This is a genomic window from Methylobacterium sp. OAE515 (genome assembly GCF_041806315.1).
GTDB classification, from domain to species: Bacteria; Pseudomonadota; Alphaproteobacteria; order Rhizobiales; family Beijerinckiaceae; genus Methylobacterium; species Methylobacterium tardum.
On record NZ_JBGMUV010000001.1, the window covers coordinates 5,144,312 to 5,168,836 of the forward strand.

At 69.9% G+C, this 24,525-nt stretch carries 19 protein-coding genes; 12 read left to right on the plus strand and 7 right to left on the minus strand.

The annotated features are described in order from the left end of the window. Window positions 1–88: 88 nt before the first annotated feature. The 7 genes from ABIE45_RS25135 to ABIE45_RS25165 all read left to right on the plus strand — a co-directional run bounded on the left by ABIE45_RS25135 (window position 89) and on the right by ABIE45_RS25165 (window position 8,473). Window positions 89–466 (plus strand): hypothetical protein, encoded by a 378-nt coding sequence (locus ABIE45_RS25135; protein WP_192709027.1) that lies wholly within the window; start codon window positions 89–91, stop codon window positions 464–466. A gap of 184 nt (window positions 467–650) precedes the next feature. Further along, window positions 651–4,124 carry a carbamoyl-phosphate synthase large subunit gene (carB, locus tag ABIE45_RS25140; RefSeq protein ID WP_192709028.1) on the plus strand — a complete coding sequence of 1,158 codons (3,474 nt, stop codon included), beginning with the start codon at window positions 651–653 and terminating at the stop codon, window positions 4,122–4,124. Between the two features lie 90 nt (window positions 4,125–4,214). Next, the gene (gene greA, locus ABIE45_RS25145; RefSeq protein ID WP_192709080.1) at window positions 4,215–4,691 is read left to right on the plus strand and encodes a transcription elongation factor GreA; all 477 of its coding nucleotides are present in this window, start codon (window positions 4,215–4,217) and stop codon (window positions 4,689–4,691) included. Window positions 4,692–4,694: 3 nt separating this feature from the next. Beyond that, on the plus strand, window positions 4,695–5,195 hold the full coding sequence (locus tag ABIE45_RS25150; protein ID WP_192709029.1) for a hypothetical protein: 501 nt from the start codon (window positions 4,695–4,697) through the stop codon (window positions 5,193–5,195). An 82-nt stretch (window positions 5,196–5,277) separates the two neighbouring features. Then, entirely contained in the window at window positions 5,278–6,327 is a 1,050-nt protein-coding gene (locus tag ABIE45_RS25155) for a mitochondrial fission ELM1 family protein (RefSeq protein WP_192709030.1), read from the plus strand. Window positions 6,328–6,341: 14 nt separating this feature from the next. Further along, on the plus strand, window positions 6,342–7,322 hold the full coding sequence (gene trxB, locus ABIE45_RS25160; protein WP_192709031.1) for a thioredoxin-disulfide reductase: 981 nt from the start codon (window positions 6,342–6,344) through the stop codon (window positions 7,320–7,322). A 260-nt stretch (window positions 7,323–7,582) separates the two neighbouring features. Beyond that, entirely contained in the window at window positions 7,583–8,473 is an 891-nt protein-coding gene (locus ABIE45_RS25165) for a LysR family transcriptional regulator (RefSeq protein ID WP_192709032.1), read from the plus strand. A 181-nt stretch (window positions 8,474–8,654) separates the two neighbouring features. Here ABIE45_RS25165 and msrP read toward each other — a convergent pair whose 3' ends face one another. The 4 genes from msrP to ABIE45_RS25185 all read right to left on the minus strand — a co-directional run bounded on the left by msrP (window position 8,655) and on the right by ABIE45_RS25185 (window position 13,956). After that, complete coding sequence (gene msrP / locus ABIE45_RS25170; protein ID WP_192709033.1) at window positions 8,655–9,605, minus strand: protein-methionine-sulfoxide reductase catalytic subunit MsrP; 951 nt, start codon at window positions 9,603–9,605, stop codon at window positions 8,655–8,657. A 150-nt stretch (window positions 9,606–9,755) separates the two neighbouring features. Then, window positions 9,756–11,510 (minus strand): AMP-binding protein, encoded by a 1,755-nt coding sequence (locus tag ABIE45_RS25175; protein ID WP_192709034.1) that lies wholly within the window; start codon window positions 11,508–11,510, stop codon window positions 9,756–9,758. Window positions 11,511–11,610: 100 nt separating this feature from the next. Beyond that, window positions 11,611–12,345, minus strand: a complete 735-nt coding sequence (locus tag ABIE45_RS25180) for a hypothetical protein (RefSeq protein WP_373622627.1) — start codon at window positions 12,343–12,345, stop codon at window positions 11,611–11,613. A 99-nt stretch (window positions 12,346–12,444) separates the two neighbouring features. Next, window positions 12,445–13,956 carry a leucyl aminopeptidase gene (locus tag ABIE45_RS25185; RefSeq protein ID WP_192709035.1) on the minus strand — a complete coding sequence of 504 codons (1,512 nt, stop codon included), beginning with the start codon at window positions 13,954–13,956 and terminating at the stop codon, window positions 12,445–12,447. Window positions 13,957–14,137: 181 nt separating this feature from the next. Between ABIE45_RS25185 and lptF the strand changes: the two genes are divergently transcribed. The 5 genes from lptF (at window position 14,138) to rsmA (ending at window position 21,348) form a co-directional block, all read left to right on the plus strand. Beyond that, entirely contained in the window at window positions 14,138–15,298 is a 1,161-nt protein-coding gene (gene lptF, locus ABIE45_RS25190) for an LPS export ABC transporter permease LptF (RefSeq protein ID WP_192709036.1), read from the plus strand. A gap of 7 nt (window positions 15,299–15,305) precedes the next feature. Then, window positions 15,306–16,394: an LPS export ABC transporter permease LptG gene (lptG, locus tag ABIE45_RS25195; RefSeq protein ID WP_192709037.1), complete on the plus strand. Its 1,089-nt coding sequence runs from the start codon at window positions 15,306–15,308 to the stop codon at window positions 16,392–16,394. A 77-nt stretch (window positions 16,395–16,471) separates the two neighbouring features. Beyond that, window positions 16,472–19,051: an LPS-assembly protein LptD gene (locus ABIE45_RS25200; RefSeq protein WP_192709038.1), complete on the plus strand. Its 2,580-nt coding sequence runs from the start codon at window positions 16,472–16,474 to the stop codon at window positions 19,049–19,051. A 290-nt stretch (window positions 19,052–19,341) separates the two neighbouring features. Beyond that, entirely contained in the window at window positions 19,342–20,460 is a 1,119-nt protein-coding gene (gene pdxA, locus ABIE45_RS25205) for a 4-hydroxythreonine-4-phosphate dehydrogenase PdxA (RefSeq protein ID WP_192709039.1), read from the plus strand. A gap of 9 nt (window positions 20,461–20,469) precedes the next feature. Next, window positions 20,470–21,348, plus strand: a complete 879-nt coding sequence (gene rsmA / locus ABIE45_RS25210; RefSeq protein WP_192709040.1) for a 16S rRNA (adenine(1518)-N(6)/adenine(1519)-N(6))-dimethyltransferase RsmA — start codon at window positions 20,470–20,472, stop codon at window positions 21,346–21,348. Window positions 21,349–21,394: 46 nt separating this feature from the next. On the opposite strand, the gene ABIE45_RS25215 is transcribed toward rsmA, so the two are convergent. The 3 genes from ABIE45_RS25215 to ABIE45_RS25225 form a co-directional block, all read right to left on the minus strand. Continuing rightward, on the minus strand, window positions 21,395–22,366 hold the full coding sequence (locus ABIE45_RS25215; protein WP_192709041.1) for a TIM44-like domain-containing protein: 972 nt from the start codon (window positions 22,364–22,366) through the stop codon (window positions 21,395–21,397). A 109-nt stretch (window positions 22,367–22,475) separates the two neighbouring features. Beyond that, complete coding sequence (locus ABIE45_RS25220) at window positions 22,476–23,573, minus strand: ATP-binding protein (protein WP_192709042.1); 1,098 nt, start codon at window positions 23,571–23,573, stop codon at window positions 22,476–22,478. Window positions 23,574–23,680: 107 nt separating this feature from the next. After that, window positions 23,681–24,313 (minus strand): helix-turn-helix transcriptional regulator, encoded by a 633-nt coding sequence (locus ABIE45_RS25225; protein ID WP_192709043.1) that lies wholly within the window; start codon window positions 24,311–24,313, stop codon window positions 23,681–23,683. Window positions 24,314–24,525: the final 212 nt, after the last annotated feature.

Genomic DNA, 24,525 nt, shown 5'->3' on the forward strand with positions numbered 1-24,525 from the left:
ATCGGACGGCTTAAGAATCCCTTCGACGGCCTGTGAATGGCGGCGCATCCGCGTCCGCCGGCGGCGGCCCGTCGCAGGGGAATGCCGGATGACCATCGACGAGGCGCGCGACGACTTCTCTCGCCTGCACCGCAGCTTCACCTTCCATCTCGGCGTCGCCGTGGGCCTGTCTTGGCTGACCGCCCTCTATGCCGCCTTTTACGCCCCCTGGGTGCGCAACATCCGGGCCCTGATCGATCCGACGGGCGGCTTCGATCGCGTCGAGAGCACGGTGTCCTACCTGTTCGCCATGCCGGCCGTCCTCGCGCTCGCTTGGGTCTCCGTCTATTTCGGCCGCGAGGCGCTGCGCCGCGCGCAGACGCTCTCGAACGTCGCCGTCGAGTTCGCGGCCGCGGCCGTGGTTGCGTTCGGGATGTTCTACCTGTCGATCGACCGGGCCCTGGCGGCGCTCCACGCCGGGTTCTGAGCCAGATTTCAACAGGTGCCATGCGCCGGGCGCGTAGCCCGGCTGCGCGGTTGCACCGGCCTTCCAAAGCGCCCGAGGCCCGTGTAAACGCGGGGCTCAACGATATTCCCGCCACGCGCGTCCGGGAGCAGGGCCACAGTCGAGCCGTGCCCGATCGGGCGCGCTTGGCCTGAGAAGGCCCACGATGCCCAAACGCACCGACATCTCCTCGATCCTGATCATTGGTGCGGGTCCGATCATCATCGGACAGGCCTGCGAGTTCGATTATTCCGGTACCCAGGCCTGCAAGGCGCTCCGCGAGGAGGGCTACCGCATCGTCCTGGTGAACTCGAATCCCGCGACGATCATGACCGACCCGGACATGGCGGACGCGACCTATGTCGAGCCGATCACCCCGGAGATCGTCGCCAAGATCATCGAGAAGGAGCGCCCCAACGCGATCCTGCCGACCATGGGCGGCCAGACGGCGCTGAACTGCGCCCTGTCGCTGCAGAAGATGGGCGTGCTCGCCAAGTACGGCGTGCAGATGATCGGCGCGACGGCCGAGGCCATCGACAAGGCCGAGGACCGAAGCCTATTCCGCGACGCCATGACCAAGATCGGGCTGGACACCCCGAAATCGGCGCTCGCCAACGCCTCCGCGGCCAAGAAGGCCGACCGTCAGGCCTACCTGGCCGAGATCGCCAGGATCGAGGCGGCCAATACCGATCCGGCGGCCCGCCAGGCGGCGCTGACGGCTTACGAGAAGAGCTGGGCCGCGGGCGAGACGGAGCGGCGCAAGCGCTACGGCGAGCACGCGATCGGCCAGGCCCTGATGGCGCTCGCCGAGGTCGGGCTGCCGGCGATCATCCGGCCGTCCTTCACCATGGGCGGCACCGGCGGCGGCATCGCCTACAACCGCGAGGAGTTCCTCGACATCGTCGAGCGCGGCATCGACGCGTCGCCGACCAACGAGGTGCTCATCGAGGAGAGCGTGCTCGGCTGGAAAGAGTACGAGATGGAGGTCGTCCGCGACAGGAACGACAACTGCATCATCGTCTGCTCCATCGAGAACATCGACCCGATGGGCGTGCACACGGGCGATTCGATCACCGTCGCTCCGGCGCTGACGCTGACCGACAAAGAATACCAGGTGATGCGCGACGCATCGCTGGCGGTGCTCCGCGAGATCGGCGTCGAGACCGGCGGCTCGAACGTGCAGTTCGCGATCAACCCCGAGAACGGGCGCATGATCGTGATCGAGATGAACCCGCGCGTATCGCGCTCCTCGGCGCTCGCCTCGAAGGCCACCGGCTTCCCGATCGCCAAGGTCGCGGCCAAGCTCGCGGTCGGCTACACGCTCGACGAGATCGCCAACGACATCACCGGCGGCGCGACGCCGGCCTCGTTCGAGCCGACAATCGACTACGTCGTCACCAAGATCCCGCGCTTCGCCTTCGAAAAATTCCCGGGCGCCGAGCCGACGCTGACCACCGCCATGAAGTCGGTGGGCGAGGCCATGGCGATCGGCCGCTGCTTCGCGGAATCGCTGCAGAAGGCGCTCCGCTCGCTCGAGACCGGCCTGACCGGTCTCGACGACATCGAAATCGAGGGGCTGGGCAAGGGCGACGACCACAACGCCATCAAGGCCGCCATCGGCACCCCGACCCCGGACCGGCTGCTCAAGGTCGCGCAGGCGCTGCGGCTCGGCGTCAGCCACGAACAGGTCTACGCCTCCTGCAAGATCGACCCGTGGTTCCTGGAGCAGCTCCAGGCGATCATCGATCTGGAGAACCGGGTGAAAGCCCACGGCCTGCCGGGCACGGCCGGCGCCTTCCGCCAGCTCAAGGCGGCGGGCTTTTCCGACGCGCGCCTCGCCGTGCTGGCCGGCCTGGAGGAAGCCGAAGTGCGGGCCAAGCGCCGGACGCTCGCGGTGCGCCCGGTCTACAAGCGGATCGACACCTGCGCGGCGGAGTTCAAGTCGCCCACCGCCTACATGTACTCGACCTACGTGGCGCCCTTCGCCGGCACCGTCGTCGACGAGGCGCAGCCCTCGGACCGCAAGAAGGTCGTGATCCTCGGCGGCGGCCCGAACCGGATCGGCCAGGGCATCGAGTTCGACTATTGCTGCTGCCACGCATGCTTCGCGCTGTCGGACGCCGGCTACGAGACCATCATGGTCAACTGCAACCCGGAGACGGTCTCGACCGACTACGACACCTCGGACCGGCTCTACTTCGAGCCGCTCACCGCCGAGGACGTGCTGGAGATCATCGAGACTGAGCGGCAGGCCGGCACCCTGCACGGGGTGATCGTACAGTTCGGCGGCCAGACCCCGCTGAAGCTCGCCCGAGCGCTGGAGGCCGCCGGCGTGCCGATCCTCGGCACCTCGCCCGACGCCATCGATCTCGCCGAGGACCGCGACCAGTTCAAGCGGCTCCTCGACAAGCTCGCGATGAAGCAGCCGAAGAACGGCATCGCCTACTCGGTGGAGCAGAGCCGGCTGGTCGCGGCCGATCTCGGCCTGCCCTTCGTGGTGCGCCCGAGCTACGTGCTCGGCGGCCGCGCCATGGCGATCATCCGCGACGAGACGCAGTTCGCCGACTACCTCCTCGACACGCTGCCGAGCCTGATCCCCTCCGAGGTGAAGGCCCGCTACCCGAACGACAAGACCGGCCAGATCAACACGGTGCTGGGCAAGAACCCGCTCCTGTTCGACCGCTACCTGTCGGACGCGGTCGAGGTCGACGTCGACGCGGTCTGCGACGGCAAGGACGTGTTCATCGCCGGCATCATGGAGCACATCGAGGAGGCCGGCATCCATTCCGGCGACTCGGCCTGCTCCCTGCCGCCGCGCTCGCTCTCGCCCGAGACCATGGATGAGCTGGAGCGGCAGACGAAGGCCATGGCGCTGGCGCTGAACGTCGTCGGCCTGATGAACGTGCAGTACGCCATCAAGGACGGCGTCATCTACGTGCTGGAGGTGAACCCCCGCGCCTCGCGCACGGTGCCGTTCGTCGCCAAGGTCATCGGCGAGCCGATCGCCAAAATCGCGGCGCGGATCATGGCGGGCGAGCCGCTGGCGACTTTCGGGCTCAAGCCGAAGGTGCTGCCGCACATCGCCGTGAAGGAAGCCGTCTTCCCCTTCGCGCGCTTCCCCGGCGTCGACGTGCTGCTCGGGCCGGAGATGCGCTCCACCGGCGAGGTGATCGGGCTCGACGCCAGCTTCGGCGTGGCCTTCGCCAAGAGCCAGCTCGGCTCCGGCACGCAGGTGCCGAAGGCCGGGTCCGTGTTCGTCTCGGTGCGGGATGCCGACAAGGCGCGCATCCTCCCGACCATGAAGCTGCTGTCCGATCTCGGCTTCACCATCCTGGCGACCGGCGGCACGCAGCGCTATCTGGTGGAGCACGGCGTTCCGGCGGAGCGGATCAACAAGGTTCTCGAGGGCCGACCGCATGTGGTCGACGCGATCAAGAACGGCGCGATCCACCTCGTGCTGAACACCACCGAGGGGGCCGGAGCCCTTTCGGACTCACGTTCGCTCCGGCGCGCGGCCCTCTTGCATAAGGTGCCGTATTACACCACTCTAGCCGGCGCGATGGCCGCGGCCGAGGGGATCAAGGCCTATCTAGAAGGCGATCTCAAGGTTCGTGCGTTGCAGGAATACTTCGCGGCCTGAGCCTCAGGGCTCCGCTGACTTCATTTCGTGGCCCGGAGGGAGTGCTACACTCTCGGCCGGGCCTCTTCATTGTGGCGCGAGACGATGGCGATAGACAAGGTTCCGATCACGGTGCGCGGGCTCGCAGCCCTCGAAGAGGAGCTGAAGCACCGCCAGCAGGTGGAGCGCCAGCGCATCATCCAGGCGATCGCGGAAGCCCGCGCGCTGGGCGACCTGTCGGAGAATGCCGAGTATCACGCCGCCAAGGAGGCGCAGTCGCATAACGAGGGCCGCGTCCTCGAGCTCGAGAGCATGATCGCGCGGGCAGAAGTGATCGACGTCACGAAGCTCTCCGGTGACAAGATCAAGTTCGGCGCCACCGTGAAGCTCGTCGACGAGGACACGGAGGAGGAGAAGACCTACCAGATCGTGGGCGAGCCGGAGGCCGACGTGCGCTCCGGCCGCGTCTCGATCACCTCGCCGATCGCCCGGGCGCTGATCGGCAAGGGCGTCGGCGATACGGTCGAGGTCACGACGCCGGGCGGCGGCAAGTCCTACGAGGTCGTCGCCGTCCAGTACGGCGCCTGAACCATGCCGCCGCGTTCCTGGGGCCGGCTCGCTGGCCTGCTCCTCGGTGCCGTCGCGGGATCCGCGGCGGCGAGCGATTTCCCCGCGACACCGCTCTTCTCCGACATCCGCGTCGATGTCCGGCCGTTGCTCGATAAGGGCGCGGGTCTTCAAGCCGAGGCGCTGGCGGCCGACCTGACCGACGCCCTGCGGAAGAACTTCGCCGGCCGGATCGGTGGCCGCGGGCCGCGCCTTGTCGTGGTGGTGAGCAGCCTGTCGCTGCGGCCCTATGCCGGAAGCGGTGGCCGGCCGGGCTTCGGCGGCAACTTCCAGACCGACTACATGGAGGGCGAGGCCCTGCTGGTCGGGCCCAAGGGCCAAGTGCTCGGACGGCATCCGCAGATGACCGCGACGCCGTCGAGCTATGGCGGGGCGTGGTATGGGCCGCAATTCGAGGGACGTCGCCTCGCCGCCATCGCCGACATCTACGCCCAGTGGCTCGCCCGGGATCTCCCGCGGGAGTAAGCTTGAGGGTTGATCTCGAAATACGGTGCTCCGGCGGTCGGGTTCGGCACCGGGGCAGAAGCGGGTTTCCCGAGCAAAGCGCATGGCAAGCATCGATGTGACGGAGGCGACATCCGCCCTGCGCAACCGCCCGGACGCGCGATTTCAACCTCTGCCCGAACTGGCCCGCGCGCGCGCCTGGATCGTCACCGACGGAAAGGCCGGCGATGAGAACCAGTGCGTCGGCATCGCCGAGACGCTGGGCCTCGATTTCGAGATCCGACAGGTGCCGGCCTCCGGGCCGTTCGGCTGGATGGCGCCCTGGGGACCGATCGATCCGCGCGAGGGGCCGCGCCGCCGGGGCGGCGCCCTGTCGGGACCCTATCCCGATCTCCTGATCGCTTCCGGGCGCCGGTCGGTGCCCTATCTGCGGGTGGTGCGCCGCGCAACGGCCGGCCGGACGTTCACGGCCTTCCTGAAGGATCCCCGGACCGGCGCGGACAGTGCCGACTTCATCTGGGTGCCGGATTACGACGACCTGCGCGGTCCCAACGTCTTCACCACCCTGACGGCCCCGCACTTGGTCACCGCGGCGCGCCTGGCTGCAGCCCGCGCCCGGCCGGATCCCCGGCTCGCGCGCCTCGACGGCCCGCGCGTGGCGGTGCTGGTCGGCGGCGACAGCCGCCACCTGAGCTACCGCAAGACCGATATGGCCCGCCTCGTCGAGGATCTGCGCGGCTTGGCCCAGCAGGGCTGCCGGCTGATGGTGACGATCTCCCGCCGGACGCCGAACCCGCTCCGGGACGCCGTCAAAACCCTTGCCGCCGAGACCGGCGGTTTTCTCTGGGACGGCACCGGCGAGAACCCCTACGTCGCCATGCTGGCGCTCGCCGAGGCGATCGTCGTGACCTCCGATTCGGCCAACATGGTCAGCGAGGCCGTGTCCACCGGTGCGCCGGTCCTGCTGTTCGACCTGCCGCGCACCTATATCCGGCATCGGCGGATGTTCGCCGGGCTGGCGATCGCCGGGGCTCTGCGCCCGTTCACCGGTCAGTTGGCGGATCTGACGTACAAGCCCATCGATGCCACGCCGGTGATCGCGCAGGCGCTCGCCGACGCCTATGCTGCGCGCCGCGCGGCCGGACCGGCCTGAGGAGATCGAGACAGATGGCCCACACCCACGCCAAGCTCGTGATCATCGGCTCGGGACCCGCCGGCTACACGGCGGCGATCTACGCCGCCCGCGCCATGGTCGAGCCGCTGCTGATCTCCGGCTTCCAGCCGGGCGGCCAGCTGATGATCACCACGGATGTCGAGAACTACCCGGGCTTCGCCGAGGCGATCCAGGGCCCGTGGCTCATGGAGCAGATGCGACTCCAGGCCGAGCATGTCGGCACCCGGATCGTCTCCGAGTACATTACGAAGGTCGCTCTCAAGCAGCGGCCGTTCCGGCTGGAGGCCGATTCCGGCGAGACCTATTCCTGCGATGCCTTGATCATCGCCACCGGAGCCCAGGCCAAGTGGCTCGGTATCCCCTCCGAGGCGGCCTTCCAGGGCGGCGGCGTCTCGGCCTGCGCGACCTGCGACGGCTTCTTCTTCCGCGGCAAGGAGGTCGTGGTGGTCGGCGGCGGCAACACCGCGGTCGAGGAGGCGCTCTACCTCGCCAACATCGCCAGCAAGGTGACGGTTGTTCACCGCCGCGGCAGCTTCCGGGCCGAGCGGATCCTGCAGGAGCGCCTGTTCAAGCATCCCAACGTCGAGGTGCTCTGGCACCGGGAGATTGCCGAGATCTGCGGCGTGCAGAAGCCCGCGCCGAACGTGACCCATGTCCGGCTCAAGGATCCGCGCTCGGGGGAGATCAGCGAGGTGAAGGCCGACGGCGTGTTCGTGGCCATCGGCCATCAGCCGGCGACCGCGATCTTCGAGGGGCAGCTGCCCATGCGCCATGGCGGCTACCTGAGCGTGAAGCCCGGAACCACCGAGACCGAGATCCCGGGCGTCTTCGCGGCGGGCGACGTGACGGACGACGTCTACCGGCAGGCGATCACCGCCGCCGGCATGGGCTGCATGGCCGCCCTCGAGGCCGAGAAGTTCTTGGCCAATCTCGAGATCGGCGAGAGCCCGGTCCAGGCTGCCGCGGCCGAATGAGGCGCCGACGCCAGCACACAACCGGTGCTGGCGGGCCGTGCTTTCAACAACTTCCCGATCCGGGTGCTTGCGCCGGATCATGCACCATGCGCATAGGAGTGCTGACTGCGCCGGGATGCAGCAATTGCATACCCGCGCGGTGCCGGGAGTGCCTCTCCGCCATCGGTACCGCGCAGTTCGCCCGGCGATCCGCTTCGTACGCCGCCTGCCCGGCTCCTTCGGGCATGGGCGCCGAGCTCGCGCTGGTAGGGGTTCTTGCCTTGGATTGGGATAAGATCCGGATCTTCCTCAACGTCGCGGAGGCGGGCAGCTTCACCAAGGCGGGCGACGATATCGGGCTCAGCCAGTCGGCCGTCAGCCGGCAAATCAGTGCCCTGGAGCGCGAACTGAAGGCGCCGCTGTTCCACCGCCATGCGCGGGGTCTGCTCCTCACCGAGCAGGGCGATCTTCTGTTCCGCGCCGCGCGCGACATGAAGCTCCGCCTGGAGAACACGCGGGCGCGGCTCGTCGAGACCTCCGAGCGTCCGACCGGCGACCTGAAGGTCACCACGACCGTGGGGCTCGGGACGTCGTGGCTGTCGCAGCGTGTGGGCGAGTTCCTCGACCTCTACCCGGACGTGCGGATCGAGCTGATCCTCACCAACGAGGAGCTCGATCTCGCCATGCGTGAGGCGGATGTAGCCATCCGCATGCGGCGTCCGGCCCAGCCGGATCTGATCCAGCGGCGGCTGTTCACCGTCCACTACCACGCCTTCGCGAGCCAGGATTACGTCAAGCGCTTCGGCGAGCCGAAGACGATCGAGGATCTCGACGACCACCGCCTCGTGTCGTTCGGCGGCAACGAGCCGTCATACCTCCTCGCCGCGCACTGGCTGGCCGATGCCGGCCGCGACGGGCGGGAGCGGCGCCACGTGCACCTCACCGTGAACAACATCGGTGCCCTGCAGCGCGCCATGGAGGCCGGCGCCGGGATCGGCATCCTGCCGGATTACGCGGTCGACGGCGACCAGCAGCTGGTGCAGGTGCTGCGCGACACCGAGATGCCGAGCCTCGAGAGCTATCTCGTCTATGCCGAGGAGATGCGCTCCGTGGCCCGGGTCCAGGCGTTCCGCGACTTCCTGGTCTCGAAGGCGCAGCGCTGGACCTACTGAGCGCTGCGCGCGGTTCATATCCGCTTCCGTCGGCTCACATCAGCCCCGCCGTCCTTGCGAGCGGAGCGAAGCAATCCAGGCAGCGCGACGCCTTCCGACGTTCCGCTGCCCAGGGTCGCTTCGCCTTACGCATCATGACGGCGAGGAACGCATCGACCGAAGCGGTCGAGCGGAAGCCGCATCACACGAACAGCCGCTCGCCCTCCAGCCCCTTGTAGAGGCCCGCGACCTGCTCGCCGTAGCCGTTGTAGATCAGCGTCGGCACGCGCTGGTCGGTCCCGAGCACGCGCTCGGTGGCCTGGCTCCAGCGCGGATGCGGAACAGCCGGATTCACGTTGGCCCAGAACCCGTATTCCGATGCTTGGAGCCCTTCCCAGAAGGTCTTCGGCCTGTCGGCTGTGAACGACACCTTCACCAGCGACTTCGCCGACTTGAAGCCGTACTTCCACGGCACCGCGACGCGGATCGGTGCGCCGAACTGGTTGGGCAGCGGCTTGCCGTAGATCCCGGTGACCATGAAGGCGAGGTCGTTCCCGGCTTCGGCGAGCGTCAGGCCTTCGGTGTAGGGCCAGGGATAGAAGAACGCGCGCTGACCGGGCGCCATCGCCTTGTCCATGAACGTCTCAAAGCGGATGTACTTCGCCCCCGAAGTCGGCTTGGCGAGCGCCACAAGCTTGGAGAGCGGGAAGCCCGTCCACGGCACCGCCATGGACCACGCCTCGACGCAGCGGTGGCGGTAGAGCCGCTCCTCGAGGCCGACCTTCCGGATCAGGTCGTCGACGCCGATCTCGAAGGGCTTCTCTACGAGCCCGTCGATCTTCAGCGTCCAGGGCTGGGTCTTGAGCGCGTTCGCGGCCGGCAGCACCATCTTCGATGTGCCGAACTCGTAGAAATTGTTGTAGTCGGCGCTATAGCGCTCCGGCGTCAGCGGCCGGTCGAGGGTGTAGGCGGGGTTCTGCGGCGCCGGGTAGAGCGGCTGATCGCCCGCGGCGAGGACAGATCGGCCACCCAGGAGCGATCCGGCTGCGAGTCCGGCCGCACCGCCGATCAGCGCGCGCCGGTTCAGGAAGACGGCCTCCGGCGTGACCAGATGCTCCGGAATCTCCCAACCGCGCCTGCGCTTGATCAACATGGCCGCCTCCTCGGATGTCCTATGCGCACAACCCACAGATCGGCCCGGGCCGACAGGTGGGTAAGCGCCGCAGCCTCACCTTTCGGCGCCGTGCGCGTTGCGGTTACGCGCCGCGAGGGCGGCGTCGCGACGCAGGCCGGCATCCGGCGATCAGGCCGCGGGCGTCTCGTCGCGCAGCATCCGGCGCAGCACCTTGCCGACATTGGTTTTGGGCAGCGTGTCGTGCAGGACCACCCGCCGGGGGACCTTGTAGCCGGTGAGCTGGGTGCGCGCGTGGGAACGGATGGCATCGGTCGAGACCGAGGGATCCTTCAGGACGATGTGGGCGACGACCATCTCGCCGGTCTCCTCGCTCGGCGCGCCGACCACGGCACATTCGAGCACGGCCGGGTGGGCGGCCAGGACGTCCTCGACCTCGTTCGGATAGACGTTGAAACCCGAGACGAGGATCATGTCCTTCATCCGGTCGACGATGCGGAACTGGCCGTCGGCCTGCATCACCGCGACGTCGCCCGTGCGGAAGAACCCGTCCGGGGTCATCGCGCGGGCCGTCTCCTCGGGGCGGTTCCAGTAGCCGCGCATCACCTGCGGGCCGCGGACGCAGATCTCCCCCGGCTGCCCGACGGGCGCGACCTGTCCGGCGACATCGCGGATCGAGACCTCGGTGGAGGGGAGCGGGAAGCCGATCGTGCCGGAGAAGTCGCGCATCCCGTGCGGGTTGACGCAGACCACCGGCGAGGTCTCCGACAGGCCGTAGCCCTCGATGATCGTGTTGCCGGTCAGCGCCTTCCAGCGCTCGGCCACGGCCCGCTGCACGGCCGTGCCGCCACCGACCACGAAGTCGAGATGCGAGAAGTCCACCGTGCCGATCTTCGGATGGTTGATCAGCACGTTGAACAGCGTGTTGACGCCCATCAGGTGGGTGAAGCGGGTGCGGCTCAGCGTCTTCACCATGCCGTCGCAGTCGCGCGGGTTCGGGATCAGCAGGCACGCGCCGCCGTTGCGCATGAACTGGAAGAAGCACGCGGTCAGCGCGAAGATGTGGTAGAGCGGCAGGGCCGTCACCGCGCAGCGCCGGATGCTCGGATCTTTCGAGTTGAACCAGAGCTGCGACTGCTCGACATTGGCCATGATGTTGCGGTGGCTGAGCATCGCGGCCTTGGCGATGCCGGTCGTGCCGCCGGTATATTGCAGGAACGCCAGATCCTCCGGCTCGACCCGCGCCGAGGCCCGCGGCAGGCTGCGGCCCCGGCGCAGGACGGTGGTGAACGGCACCGCCAGACCTTCCGGCAGCCGGAACGGCGGCACCGCCTTGCGCACGTGGCGGCTGGCGAGGTTGATCACCTGACCCTTGAGCCCGAGCCCGTCACCCGGGCCGACCAGGGCAACCCGGTCGAGTTTCACGTCCGGTAACGCCGCCGCGACCGTGGCGCCGAAATTTTCCAGGACGATCAGGATCCGTGCGCCCGAATCGTTGATCTGCTGGGCGAATTCGCGGGGCGTGTAGAGCGGGTTGGTGTTGACCACTGTGCCACCGGCGAGAAGGACGCCGAAGATCGCCACTGCGTAGGCCGGCACGTTCGGCAGCATGATTGCGACGCGGTCGCCCTTCGCCAGGCCCTGCCCCTGCAGCCAGGCCGCGAGGTCGCGCGCCTGCTGCCCGAGGGTGGCGTAGGTCATGGCCGAGCCGAAGCACAGCATCGCGGGGCGATCGGCAAAGGCGGCGACGCTGGACTCGAACAGGCCGACCAGCGTCCCGAGGCCCGCGACGTCGATCTCGGCCGGGACACCGGCCGGGTATGAGGCCAGCCAGGGGCGATCCGACGCCAGATCGGTCGGTGGGGACGGCCTCCGTACGGACCTGGGCGCTTGAGCGCCGTGCACGATCACGTTCGCCTCATGCATCGCGATGCCTCCCGTGGGCACGGCTCTGGACGGCCGAGTCCCCCCAACGCAGAACCCGGCAACTCTGCGGGAACGGAGGCCGGCCCGCAAGGCGCGGGCCTCAGGCGCCGCGTCGATGCCGGCTCACTGTCGCCAGCGCGGCATGCGGCAGGGCGGCGGCGACCAGGAGGAGCGCGGCCAGACCGGCCTCGTCGGGCCGCAGCGCGCGGTGCGGCCAGGGGCCGAGGCCCAGGCTGCCGCCGAGACCGATCACGGCCGCGCCGAACCAGAGGGCCAGGAAGGCCAGGAGTCCGGAGCCGATCCGGCTGAGCCGCGGCCTCAGGGCGCGGTTCGCCGCGATCACGAAGAGGCCGAGCACGCCGCCGAACACCGCCGCCGCCACGCCCGCGCCGAGCGCGTAGGCCAGCCAGAGGGGCTGATGCGTGAGGAACGCCATCCCGCCCGTCGCGAAACCGGCGCGCAGAACGAGACCCCCGAAGGTCGGGTAGAGGCCGGCGAGCAGCAGGAATGCCGCGCCGGCGAGGCCGAACAGGACCCGGCGCGGGACGGAGGCCGGACCCGGCTCCGCCGCCGCCGTCGCGAGGTGCGCGAGACCGTAGACCAGCGCGAAGGCGAAGAGCGGATAGCGCCCGGCGAAGTACCCGAAGACCCACGGCTCGGCGACCTCCGGGACCGCCGAGCGCTGGCTGAAGCCGGTCCCTGCCACGAGCGCCACGGCGATCAGCATGGCCAGGATCGGGATCGAGGCCTGCAGGAGATTGCCGCCCCGGTGCTGGCCTGCCGCGAGGCCTGTCGCGGTTGGCTGGAAGGCGGCGTGCGAGGGCGCAGGCATCATGCAGGGTCCCGAGCCGGGCGCGGCGTCCGAAACGCGGGGTCGGCCCGCTCCGTGAGCGGGCTTGATGGCGGTCCGTCCGCGGACGGCCCGCGCGCGATCCTACCGGGCCTCGTAGTGATCCCGGATCAGCCGGTCGAGCAGGCGGACGCCCCAGCCGGCGCCCCAGCTGCGGTTGATCTCGCTCGCGTTCGACGACATCGCCACGCCGGCGATGTCGAGATGCGCCCACGGCACGTCCTCGACGTAGCGCTTGATGAACGAGGCCGCGGTGGCGGCGCCGCCGTGACGGCCGCCGGTGTTCTTCATGTCGGCGAACTTGGAATCGATCGCCTTGTCGTAGGCGGGGATCAGCGGCATCCGCCAGACCTTCTCGCCCGTCGCCTCGCCGGCGGCGTTGATGTTGCTCGCCAGCGTGTCGTCGTTCGAGAACATCCCGGCGATGTCCTGGCCGAGCGCCACGATGATGGCGCCGGTCAGCGTCGCGAGGTCGACGATCGCCTTGGGCTTGGCGCTGCGGACGATGTGGGTGATCACGTCGGCCAGCACGAGGCGGCCCTCGGCGTCGGTGTTGATCACCTCGATGGTCTGGCCCGACATCGACGTCACGATGTCGGAGGGCCGGTACGAGCCGCCGTCCGGCATGTTCTCGACGATGCCGATGGCGCCGACCACGTTGCAGCGCGCCTTGCGGGCGGCGAGCGCGCGGAGCGCGCCCACGACGGCGGCCGCGCCGCCCATATCGCCCTTCATGTCCTCCATGCCGCCGCCGGGCTTGATGGAGATGCCGCCGGAATCGAAGATCACGCCCTTGCCGATAAGCGCCACGGGCGCCTCGCCGGCGGGGCCGCCGTTCCAGCGCATGATCACGAGCCGCGGCTCGCGGACGGAGCCCTGCGCCACGGCCAGCAGCGCGCCCATGCCGAGCTCGCGCATCCGCGCGGGCTCCAGCACCTCAATCTCGACGCCGAGCTGCGACAATTCCGAGGCGCGCCGGGCGAACTCCTCCGGGAAGAGCACGTTCGGCGGCTCGTTCACGAGGTCGCGCGCCAGGATCACGCTGTCCGACAGCGTCCGGGCGTTCTCGCCTTCGCGCGCCGCAGCGCCCTGGTCGGCGAGCAGCAGGGTCAGCGCCGTGCCGGACTTGTCGTCGGCATCGGGCTTCTTCTTGGTCTTGTAGCGGTCGAAGGTGTAGTTGCGCAGCCGCGCGCCGAGGGCGAACTCGCCGGCCTGCGCCGCCGTCACCGTCGCGCCCGGCCAGTCGAGCACCACCCGGGCGGTCCGCCCCGCCACCTTGCTGGCGGTGAAGCCGCCGAGCGCCGGCCAGTCTGTCTTGGCGCGGTCCTTGTCGGAGCCGAGGCCGACGACCACGAGGCGGTCGGCCTTGACGCCCGCCGGGGCCGGGAGGCTGAGCGCCGTCAGCGAGCGGCCCTTGAACTTCTCGGAAGACGCGGCGCGGGCGACGAGATCGGCCCCGGAAGCGCCCAGGGCGTCGCGGGCCGCCGCTCCGAGGACGAGGTCGTCGCCGACGAAAACCACGAGATCGCCCGATCCGCCGGGACCCTGGCCGCTCTGCTCCAGGGGGCCGAACCCGATCTCGATACCGTCCGCCATGCCCGTCGCCCTGACCGTTATCCCGGAGCTGCACTACGCACCTGCGCGCCGCACAGGTCATTCGCCCTGTGTAGCCGCTGAGGCGGAGAACGCAACGCGGCGCGACAGCCCTGGAATCGCCCCTTTTGTCGGGTCCCTGCGGCCCCGAGGGCGCGAGAGGACGAGCGGGGCTGCCGGGCCGATGAGGCAGATCGAACGCTACATCTTTCGGATCGCCCTGGGCGCCACCCTCGCCTGCCTGGTCGGGTTGACCGGGACGATCTGGCTGACGCAGGCGCTGCGCGAGCTCGACCTCGTGACCGCCAAGGGCCAGACCCTGCTGGTCTTCCTGTTCGTCACGGGCCTGTCGCTGCCGACTCTCCTCGTGGTGATCGCCCCGGTGGCCCTGTTCATTGGCACGATCTACGCGCTGAACAAGCTCAACGGCGATTCCGAGCTGATCGTCATGTCGGCGGCCGGGATGCCGCCGCGCTCGCTGCTGCGGCCGTTCCTGACCCTGGCGCTGATCGTCAGCTTCCTAGCGGGCTTCCTCGTGATTGTGGTCATGCCGGCGAGCTTCCAGGAGCTGCGCGACGTGATCACCCGGGTGCGCGGCGACTTCATCGCCAACGTCGTTAAGGAAGGGCAGTTCACCCAGCTCGACAACGGCATCACCTTCCATTTCCGCGAGCGCGGGCCGGGGGGCACCCTCAAGGGGTTGTTCATCCAGGACCGGCGCGAGGCCGGGAAGACCAAGGTCTACCTCGCCGACCGGGGCAACGCGGTCGATATCGACGGCCAGAGCTACCTGATCCTGGAGAACGGCAGCGTCCACCAGCAGCAGAAGGACTCGCGCGATTCCTCGATCCTGACCTTCGAGCGCTACACGATCGACCTCGCGGCGTTCGCGCCGCCCGATTCCGACACGATCTACAAGCCGCGCGAGCGCTCGACGGCGCAGCTCCTGTTCCCCGATACGACCGAGGGCTACTACAAGCTCCAGAAGGGCCGCTTCCGGGCCGAGCTGCACGACCGGCTCTCGGCCTGCCTGTACCCCTTGGCGCTCGTCTTCATCGCCTTCGCGGCTCTGGGCGATCCCCGCACGACGCGCCAAGGGCGCGGCCTCGCGGTCGCCGGGGCGATCCTCGCGGTGGTCGGCCTGCGCATCGCGGGTTTCGCGGCGGTGAGCGCCGCGGCGCGCAGCCCCGCTGCGGTGGCGGCCGTCTACGGCGCGCCGCTGCTCGCCATCGGGCTCTCCTGCCTCCTGATCTTCTTCGGCCCGCGGGTGCGCGCGTTCAACGCCGCCCTGGTCCGGGGAACCTGGGGCCTGATGCGCGGACAGCGCCTCGCGCCGGCGGCCTGATCCGATGATGCTGATCGGTCCGACCCTCGGGCGGTACTTCGCCGCCCGCTTCGCTCGCACGGTGCTCGGCGTCTTCGTCACCGTGTTCGCGCTGGTCTACACGCTGGATTTCGTCGAGCTGCTGCGCCGGGCCGGCGAGACCCAGGGCGCCTCCACGGGGCTGATGGCGCAGCTCTCCCTCTACCGAACCCCCGCGGTGGCGGAAGGCGTGCTGCCCTTCGCGGTCCTGTTCGGGTCGATGGCGGCCCTGCTCCAGCTCTCGCGCAAGCTGGAGCTGGTGGTCGCTCGGGCCGCCGGGATCTCCGCGTGGCAGTTCCTGCAGCCGGGCGTCTTCGTGGCGCTGGCGCTCGGCGCCTTGGCGGTCGGGGTCTACAACCCGGTCTCGGCGATGCTGAAGCAGCGCTCGACCGAAATTGAAGCGAAGATCTTCGCCAAAGCCACCAAGGCCGGCTCGGGCAAGGACCTGTGGATCCGGCAGCGGGGATCCGACGGCGAGGCGATCCTGCGCGCCGAGACGGCGATCGAGGGCAGCACGACGCTCGCCGGCGTCTCGGTCTTCACCTTCGACGAGGCCGGGAAGTTCGCCGAGCAGCTCGTGGCGGCCCGCGCGACGCTCCACGACGGCTACTGGGAGCTCTCCGATGTGCGCGTTCTCACACCGGACGCACCGCCCGAGTCGTTCGACACCTACCTGATCGCCTCGAACCTGGACCCCGGGCAGGTGCGCCAGCGCTTCACCCCGCCGGAATCTGTGCCTTTCTGGCAACTTCCCACAACCATCGCGCGCACCGAGCGGGCCGGTTTGGACGCCACCCGGTACCGCCTCCAGTACGATGTCCTGTGGGCAAGGCCGGTGCTGTTCGTCGCCATGGTTATCGTCGCGGCAACCGTTTCCTTACGGTTCTTCCGCTTTGGTGGTGTCGGCAAACTCGTCCTCGGTGGCGTCGCGGCCGGCTTCGCCCTCTACGTGATCCGGCAGGTCATGGAGGGGCTGGGCGCGTCCGGACTCGTCGCCGCACCGGTGGCGGCCTGGTTCCCCGCCGTGGTAGGCAGTCTTCTCGGTACGCTCACGCTTCTGTACCAGGAAGACGGCTGACATCCGCGATCCTTCGCGGGCAGGGAGACGGGTGTTGAGGTTCGTGGCGGTGGACGTCACAGGGGTTGGGACACGCGTTGCGTAAGGTCGCCGACATCCTGCGGAAGGCCGGGCTCCTGGCCGCGCTGGCGCTCGCCGTGCCCCTGGCCGGCGGAGTGTCCGCGCATGCCCAAGGTCTGCCCGCCGTGAAGGCCGGCAAGCCCGGCGACAAGCTCCTCGTCGAGGCCGACGAGCTGATCTACGACAACGACCGCAGCACCGTGACGGCCCGCGGCAATGCCGAGCTGCACTACGGCCCGCGCACGCTCCAGGCCGACCGCGTCCGCTACGACCGCAACACCGGCCGGGTCTTCGCCGAGGGCAATGTCCGCCTGACGGAGGCCGACGGCGGGGTCGTGACCGGCGAGCGCATGGAGCTCACCGACGACTTCAAGACCGGCTTCGTCGACGCGTTCCGCGGCCAGCAGACCGTCCAGCGCAAGTTCGAGACCGTGCGCACCCGGTTCTCCGCGCCGCGGGCCGAGCGGCTGAACGGCGAGCAGACGAGCTTCGAGTCCGGCAGCTACACCGCGTGCGAGCCCTGTAAGGACAACCCCGAGACGCCGCCGCTCTGGCAGATCAAGGCGAAGAAGATCATCCACGACAACGAGACCCACACGGTCTACTTCGACGAGTCCACCCTGGAACTCGCCGGGATCCCGGTCGCCTACCTGCCGTATTTCGAGGCGCCGGATCCGACCGTGAAGCGCAAGACCGGCTTCCTGACGCCGCGCTTCATTTCGACGACCGCCCTCGGCAGCGGCGTGTCGCTCCCGTACTTCATCAATCTCGCGCCGAACTACGACCTGACGCTGACGCCGACCCTGCTCAGCCGCCAGGGCCTGCTCGCTCAGGGCGAGTTCCGCCAGCGGATTGACAACGGCTTCTACAACATCCGCCTGTCCGGCATCTCGCAGACGACGCCCTCGGCCTTTCTGCCGAGCCCGCTGGGTGCCGGCGAGCGCGACTTCCGCGGCTCGGTGGAATCGCAGGGCCGATTCTACATCAACCCGCGCTGGCGCACCGGCTGGGACCTCGTCGGCGTCACCGACAAGTGGTTCCTCGACAATTACCGGATCCGCAACCAGAACATCACCACGGACTATTTCCGCGAGGCGACCTCGACCGCCTTCCTGATCGGCCAGGGCGACCGCTCGTGGTTCGAGGCGCGGGGCTACTACTTCAAGGGCCTGTCGAGCTTCGACTGGCAGAAGCAGCAGCCGATCGTCGCCCCGGTCATCGACTACGACAAGCGCATCAACGGCCCCGCCGAGATCGGCGGCGAGGTGCGCTTCCAGGCCAACATCACCAGCCTGACCCGCGAGACGACGCAGTACCAGGGCCTGCCGCGGACCTCGAGCTACCTGTTCTCGCCGAGCGTGAACGGCGTCAGCTTCCCGCTCTACCAGACCTGCACGATCTTCCAGCGCGGCACCTGCCTGATCCAGGGGCTGGCCGGCACCAACACCCGCGCCTCCGCCGAGCTGTCCTGGCGCCGCAGCTTCATCGACGACCTCGGCCAGAAGTTCACGCCGTTCGCGTATCTGCGCACCGACGCGTTCTTCACCAACCCGAGCTTCTCGGGCTACCAGAACGACCTTGCGCCGCAGGTGGCCAAGATCGATGATGGCTTCGCCGGCCGGGTCATGCCGGCCGTCGGCCTCGACTACCGCTACCCGTTCGTCGCCAATTTCGGGGCGCTCGGCGTCCACACCCTGGAGCCGATCGGCCAGATCATCGCGCGTCCCTCCGAGACCCGGATCGGCCGCCTGCCGAACGAGGATGCCCAGAGCCTCGTGTTCGACGACACGTCGCTGTTCGAGTGGGACAAGTTCTCGGGCTACGACCGGGTCGAGGGCGGCGTGCGCACCAACCTCGGCGGCCAGTACTCCGTGGTGACCCCGTCCGGCTGGTACGCGAACGTGCTGTTCGGCGAGTCGATCCAGCTCGCGGGCGTCAACTCGTTCCGGCGCGGCGACATCGCCAATGTCGGCCTCGATTCCGGCCTCGAGACGCAGCGGTCGGACTTCGTCGGCCGGTTCCAGGTCTCGCCGAACCAGAACATCACGTTCATCACCCGGGCCCGGTTCAACCAGGCCGACTTCCACGTCGCGCGGTTCGAGACCGGCGCCACGGCGCGGTTCGCGCCGTTCCTGCCCCTGACCGTGTCGGCCTTCTACTCGTACTACGAGGCGCAGCCGCTTCTCGGCTACAGCCACTACCGCGAGGGCATCACCGCCACCGCGACCTACAACATCACGCCGAACTGGTTCCTCTCGGGCTCGCTGCTCGTCGACCTGACGCACTACCTCGACGTGCGCAACACCTACACGGACGCGCTGACGTCCTACCTGGCGAACCCGATCGGCACCGTGCCGCTCTACCAGAACCCGGGCCGGTTCTACCTGTCGGGCGCGAGCTTCGGCGGCGGTTATCAGGACGAGTGCACCACCGTCTCGCTGAACTACATCAACTCGCCGATCGCGACCGCCACCGGGGTGCGCGAGCGCAACCAGACCGTGCTGCTGCGGGTCGAGCTGAAGACCCTGGGCGAGGCGGATCTGCGCCAGAACGTCGGCACCGCCACCACGGCGGACGGTATCGCCTCGGTGCGGTGAGGCCCCGCCGCAAGCTGCGGCGACCGGTTTCCTGGATCCGCGCCGGCGGCCTGATCGAAGCAGCCCTTCCTTCCGGGGCGCCGCGGGCGAGCCCGGACCCGGAGGGGCCGCCGGAGGCGGGCGGCCCCGACGCGCCGTCGCTGCCGCAGTTCGGCGCGGTTGTGGTTCTGGATTCCGGCCTCCGCTGCGCGGCCCCGGAATGACGGAGGACAGCGCACCGGCCGCGATGCGCCTCACGAACCGCCCGCGCCGAGGATGCGCCCGCGCCGCGCGGGCGCTATAGACCGTCCATGCCGCCCCTCGCCCTCACCCTCGGAGACCCCGCCGGGATCGGTCCGGAGCTGGCGCTCAGCGCCTGGCTCGGGCGTGGCGGCGCCGCGCCGCTGCCGCCGTTCTTCCTCGTGGGGGATCCGGCCTTCATCGAGCGCCTCGCCCACCGCCTGAACCGGCCGGTCCCCGTGGCCGAGGTCGATCCCGAGACGGCGGCCGAGGTGTTTCCCCGCGCCCTTCCCGTGGTGCCGCTGCCGAGCGGCGCGAGCGTGGCCGCCGCGCCCGGCATTCCGGATCCCGTCAACGCCGGCGCCACCATCGAGTCGATCACGGCCGCGGTGGGCTTCGTGAAGGCCGGCCGCGCCGCCGCCGTGGTGACCAACCCGATCGCCAAGTTCGTGCTGACCCGGGCCGGTTTCGCCCATCCGGGCCACACCGAGTTCCTGGCCGCCCTGTCGGTGCCCGCCGGCCGCACGCCGCCCCGGCCGGTCATGATGATCTGGAGCGCCGGTCTCTCGGTGGTGCCGGTGACGATCCACGTCCCGCTCAAGGACGTGCCGGGCCTCCTGACGCAGGAGCTCGTCGAGGAGACCGCGACCATCGTGGCCCGGGATCTGCGGGACCGCTTCGGCCTGCCCGAGCCGCGCCTCGTGCTCGCGGGTCTGAACCCGCATGCCGGCGAGGCCGGCACGATCGGCCACGAGGATCGCGACGTGCTCGCCCCCGCGGTGGCGAGGCTGCGGGCGCAGGGGATCGACATCCGCGGGCCCCTGCCCGCCGACACGCTGTTCCACGCCCGCGCCCGGGAGACCTACGACGTCGCCCTGGCGCCGACCCACGACCAGGCCCTGATCCCGATCAAGACCATCGCGTTCGACGACGGCGTGAACGTCACCCTCGGGCTGCCGTTCGTGCGCACCTCGCCGGATCACGGCACCGCGTTCGACATCGCCGGCAAGGGCGTCGCGCGGCCCGACAGCCTGATCGCGGCCCTGCGTCTCGCCGACAGGCTCGCGGCGACCGAGGCCGGCCGAACCGGAGCGGCGCCCGGCGGGGCCGAGGTCATCCCGTTCAGCGTCTATGCCGGCCGACCGCCGACGGCCGGCGCCCGGCACTTCGGTCCCGAGGATGAGCTGTGAGCGCGCGCCGTGACCGCCAGTGACGGCCTGCCGCCGCTCCGCGACGTCGTCGCCCGGCACGGGCTGGAGCCCAAGAAGGCCCTCGGCCAGAACTTCCTCTACGATCTGAACCTCACTGGCCGGATCGCCCGGGCCGCCGGGCCGCTGGAGGGCGTCACGGTGGTGGAGGTCGGCCCCGGACCGGGCGGCCTGACCCGCGCGCTCCTGGCCGAGGGCGCCGCGCGCGTGGTGGCGATCGAGCGCGACCCGCGGGCCCTGCCGGCCCTCGCCGAGATCGCCGCCCACTATCCGGGCCGGCTTCACGTCGTCGATGCAGACGCGCTGGCCTTCGATCCGCGGCCGCTCGTGGGCTCGGGTCCGGCCCGGATCGTCGCCAACCTGCCGTACAATGTCGGGACCGCGCTGCTCACCGGCTGGCTCGACGGCGAGGTCTGGCCGCCCTGGTGGGATCAGGCGGTGCTGATGTTCCAGCGCGAGGTCGCCGAGCGCATCGTCGCCGGGCCCGAGACCCGGGCCGATTACGGCCGGCTCGGCGTCCTCTGCGGCTGGCGCACCGAGGCCGACATCCTGTTCGACGTCAGCCCTTCGGCGTTCGTGCCGCCCCCGAAGGTGACGTCGAGCGTGGTGCGGCTGCTGCCGCGTGCGCAGCCCCTGCCCTGCCGGGCCAAGGCGCTGGAAGCCGTCACCCGGGCGGCGTTCGGCCAGCGCCGCAAGATGCTGCGCCAGAGCCTCAAGGCGCTGACTCCGGATGCCGGCGCCCTGCTGGCCGCGGCCCAGCTGTCCGAGACGGCGCGGGCCGAGGAAGTCCCGGTCGCGGGCTTCGTGGATCTTGCCAATCTGTGGGACGCACACAGAAACGCCGGCACCGCGGTGACGGCGCCGGCGTGAAAGAGATGATTGCAGCTCCGGCCCGGAGGCCGGAGCGCGGTCGCACTCAGCGCGTCTGCTGGATCGCCGAGAGCACCCAGCCGCGGCCGGGCTGGCGCAGGAAGGTCCAGAGCTCCGTCGCCTCGGAGGAGTCGGTCTGGACGACGCGGCCGCTGTTCCGCTCGATCATCACGTCCTTGAGGGCGTAGCGCATCGCCACCGTGGCGTAGTCGGTGCGGTCCTCGCCCCACGACTCCGCCAGGTCGCCCTGGAGCAGCTTCACGTCCGAGATCTTGTTCACCACGCCGCGGGCCGCGTTGTTGCGCAGCTCCTCGTCGAAGTAGCTCACCATCTCGGGTGTCGAGAGATTGCCGAGGGTGACGCGATCCTCGCGGGAATAGGCATCCTGGATGTCGCCGAGCAGCCGCTCGAACGCCTGGAAGTCGGCCGGGCCGATCTGCACCGGGCGCGTCTGCGGCGGGCGCTGGCCGCCTCCGAACATGCCGGAAGCGGGGCCGCCCTGAGCACCGCCCATCGGGCTGCGGGCCCCCTGCTGATCGTCGAGCGACGAGCGGGCGTAGGGCGCACCGGCGCCGGCGGGCTCGTTCCGGCGGCGGAAGAAGCGCAGGGCCATCATCACGACGAGGACCACGAGCCCGACCTGGAACAGCAGGCCGATCATCGATGCCAGGCCGCCGAGGCCGCCGAAGAAGCCGCCGCCGAGCAGGGCGCCGATCAGACCGGCGCCGAGCAGGCCCGCGAAGAAGCCGCCGCCGAACCGGCGTCCGGTCGCGGCCGGAGCCTGCATGCCGGGGCTGCCCATGCCGGGGGACGGCGCGGTCTGCGAGCGCTGCATCGTCATGCCGCCGCCGGGCGCGGTCGGCGTCGCCGACGGCGCCGTGTAGGTGCGCGAGCCGCGGGAGCCGAAGGACCCGCCGCCGCCCGGACGGGCTTCGACGACCGGCGCCGCGACGGTCAGCGCCGTGGCCAGCGCCAGAAGGGCGGCCACACGCCGGCGGCGCGAAATCTGGGTAAGCATGTACACGCCTCTAGGGACGAGAACTGAACGGCGCAGAGCGCCAGTGACGATATGGGAACGGCTCAGCGCGGGTTTTAGTCCTGCGCGATGATTCCGGAGCGCAGCGTGCTTAATGCAGCGTGCGATCGGGCGCTGCCGGGAACGACAGCCGGACCTGCGTGCCCTCGGCCGGCCGGCTGTCGAGGGTGATGGTCCCGTTCTGGCGCTTCATCAAGCCGTGCACGATCGCGAGGCCCGCCCCGCGCCCGGCCTCGCGGCTCGTCTGGAACGGCGCCAGGGCGCGGGCGAGCATCTCCGGCGACATTCCCTGGCCGGTATCGGCAACCGCGATCCCGACGATGCCCTCGTCGGGCTGCTGCATCGCCCGATCGCCGGGATCGACCCGGAAGGTCGAGAGGGTGAGGGTGCCGCCGGACGGCATCGCCTCGCAGGCATTGGCGACCAGATGCCGCAGGGCGAACTCGATCTGCGTCGGGTTGCTGATCGCCCGCGGCAGGCCCGGCGTCGCCGACACGACGAGGCGGATCCCGGCCGGCAGGTCGGGCGCGAGGCGCCCGGCGAGTTCCGCCACGATCGCGTCGAGATCGACCGCGCGCACCTCCGGGGCGATGCGCCGCGAATAGGCCAGCAGCTGGCGCGTGAGGATCGCGGCCCGCTCGGTCGCATCGGCGGAGCGGGAGATCGCCCGCTGGATGAACGGCTCCTGGCGGTCGCCGAGGCGGCGCTTCAGGCCGTCGATGTAGCCGATCAGGATCTGCAGGAAGTTGTTGAACTCGTGCGCCACGCTGTTGGTCAGCAGGCCGAGCGCCTCGCGCTGGCGCGACAGCGCGAGCGCACCCTCCGCCTCGCGGCGGCCCGTGACGTTCAGGATCTGCCCGACGCGGCAGGCCGAGCCGGGCAGCGGCACCGTCGTCAGGCAGGCCCAGAAGCTCGTTCCGTCCGCGCCGGTGGCGGGAAACTCCTGATCGCCGTCCTGAAGCGGATCGGGCGCGTTTCCCCGCGGCGCAAGGATCAGGTCGAGACCGCGCGCGGTGAGGTCGGCCGCCGGGAAGCCGGTCAGGCGTACGGCGGACGGATTCACGTGAAGGATCCGGCCCTCCGCATCGAAGAGGAGGCTCGCCGTCGGCAGGGCGTCGAGCAGCCTGCGGGCTTCATCCGTGAGCGGTGCGCCCGGACCTGCTCCATGACCCGTACCCGGCTGCGCCATGCTCACTTCGCGCTGAGCGGATGCGGAAGATCCGCGACGGGCAACCGATAGCGACGAACCGTGTCGTGGCCAAGCCGCGGCGCGCGATCGGCCACCGAACCGGCCCGCTACTGGCGCACCCACATCACCCGGGCCATCCAGGCGACCTCGCCGAGGTTCAGCAGCCGGTCCTCGTGCTCCGGGTTGAGCGAGGCCAGCTCAACCGTACGGGCGGTGCGCCGCTTCAATTCCTTGGCGAGAACCTCGCCGCCATGCAGGCGAACCACGACGCGATCGCCCTTGCGCACGCTCGCGGTCGGCGAGACGATCAGCACGTCCCCGTCGCGGAACAGCGGCAGCATGGAATCGCCCTGGATCTCCAGGGCGAAGGCCCGTTCCTCACCGAGATCCGGAAACTCGATCTCCTCCCAGCCGGCGCCCCCGGTGGGCATGCCCTCGTCGGTGAAGAGGCGGCCGGCGCCGGCCTGGGTTAGGCCGATCAGGGGGACCATCGTGCGCGCCGGGATCTCCCGGGCCTCGATGAGCCGCAGGAACTCGTCCAGGCTGGACCCGGTCGCGGCGAGCACCTTCGACACCGACTCGGTCGACGGCCAGCGCTTGCGCCCGTCGGCGCCCACGCGCTTCGAGCGGTTGAAGCTCGTGGCATCGAGGCCCGCCCGCCGGGCCAGCCCGGAGGCCGAGAAGCCGTGCCGCTCGGCGAGCCTGTCGATGGCGTTCCAGATCTGCTCGTGCGACAGCATAGCGGGCTCGGAGGCTCACCGTGAGCGGGCTGGCGCCCCCGTCTCGCAGCCGGGCTTCGGCTGCCTCGGAGGCAAAGGGACGATCTTTCCGCCAGGTACGCTCAGCACCCGCCGGGTACGCGCCGAAATACTAGACATTTCTCGGTCCGGTACGGGTCTCCCGCCTCGGACACGGCTTTGTGACGGTCAGCCTAGTCGTAGGAAAGTAGAAC

What these genes read in the sequence shown, in the direction of transcription:
- ABIE45_RS25135 (WP_192709027.1), top strand. Translation starts at nt 89, where the DNA reads ATGACCATCGACGAGGCGCGCGACGACTTCTCTCGCCTGCACCGCAGC.
- carB (WP_192709028.1), top strand. Translation starts at nt 651, where the DNA reads ATGCCCAAACGCACCGACATCTCCTCGATCCTGATCATTGGTGCGGGT.
- ABIE45_RS25150 (WP_192709029.1), top strand. Translation starts at nt 4,695, where the DNA reads ATGCCGCCGCGTTCCTGGGGCCGGCTCGCTGGCCTGCTCCTCGGTGCC.
- ABIE45_RS25155 (WP_192709030.1), top strand. Translation starts at nt 5,278, where the DNA reads ATGGCAAGCATCGATGTGACGGAGGCGACATCCGCCCTGCGCAACCGC.
- trxB (WP_192709031.1), top strand. Translation starts at nt 6,342, where the DNA reads ATGGCCCACACCCACGCCAAGCTCGTGATCATCGGCTCGGGACCCGCC.
- msrP (WP_192709033.1), bottom strand. Translation starts at nt 9,605, where the DNA reads ATGTTGATCAAGCGCAGGCGCGGTTGGGAGATTCCGGAGCATCTGGTC.
- ABIE45_RS25175 (WP_192709034.1), bottom strand. Translation starts at nt 11,510, where the DNA reads ATGCATGAGGCGAACGTGATCGTGCACGGCGCTCAAGCGCCCAGGTCC.
- ABIE45_RS25180 (WP_373622627.1), bottom strand. Translation starts at nt 12,345, where the DNA reads ATGATGCCTGCGCCCTCGCACGCCGCCTTCCAGCCAACCGCGACAGGC.
- ABIE45_RS25185 (WP_192709035.1), bottom strand. Translation starts at nt 13,956, where the DNA reads ATGGCGGACGGTATCGAGATCGGGTTCGGCCCCCTGGAGCAGAGCGGC.
- lptF (WP_192709036.1), top strand. Translation starts at nt 14,138, where the DNA reads ATGAGGCAGATCGAACGCTACATCTTTCGGATCGCCCTGGGCGCCACC.
- lptG (WP_192709037.1), top strand. Translation starts at nt 15,306, where the DNA reads ATGCTGATCGGTCCGACCCTCGGGCGGTACTTCGCCGCCCGCTTCGCT.
- pdxA (WP_192709039.1), top strand. Translation starts at nt 19,342, where the DNA reads ATGCCGCCCCTCGCCCTCACCCTCGGAGACCCCGCCGGGATCGGTCCG.
- ABIE45_RS25215 (WP_192709041.1), bottom strand. Translation starts at nt 22,366, where the DNA reads ATGCTTACCCAGATTTCGCGCCGCCGGCGTGTGGCCGCCCTTCTGGCG.
- ABIE45_RS25220 (WP_192709042.1), bottom strand. Translation starts at nt 23,573, where the DNA reads ATGGCGCAGCCGGGTACGGGTCATGGAGCAGGTCCGGGCGCACCGCTC.
- ABIE45_RS25225 (WP_192709043.1), bottom strand. Translation starts at nt 24,313, where the DNA reads ATGCTGTCGCACGAGCAGATCTGGAACGCCATCGACAGGCTCGCCGAG.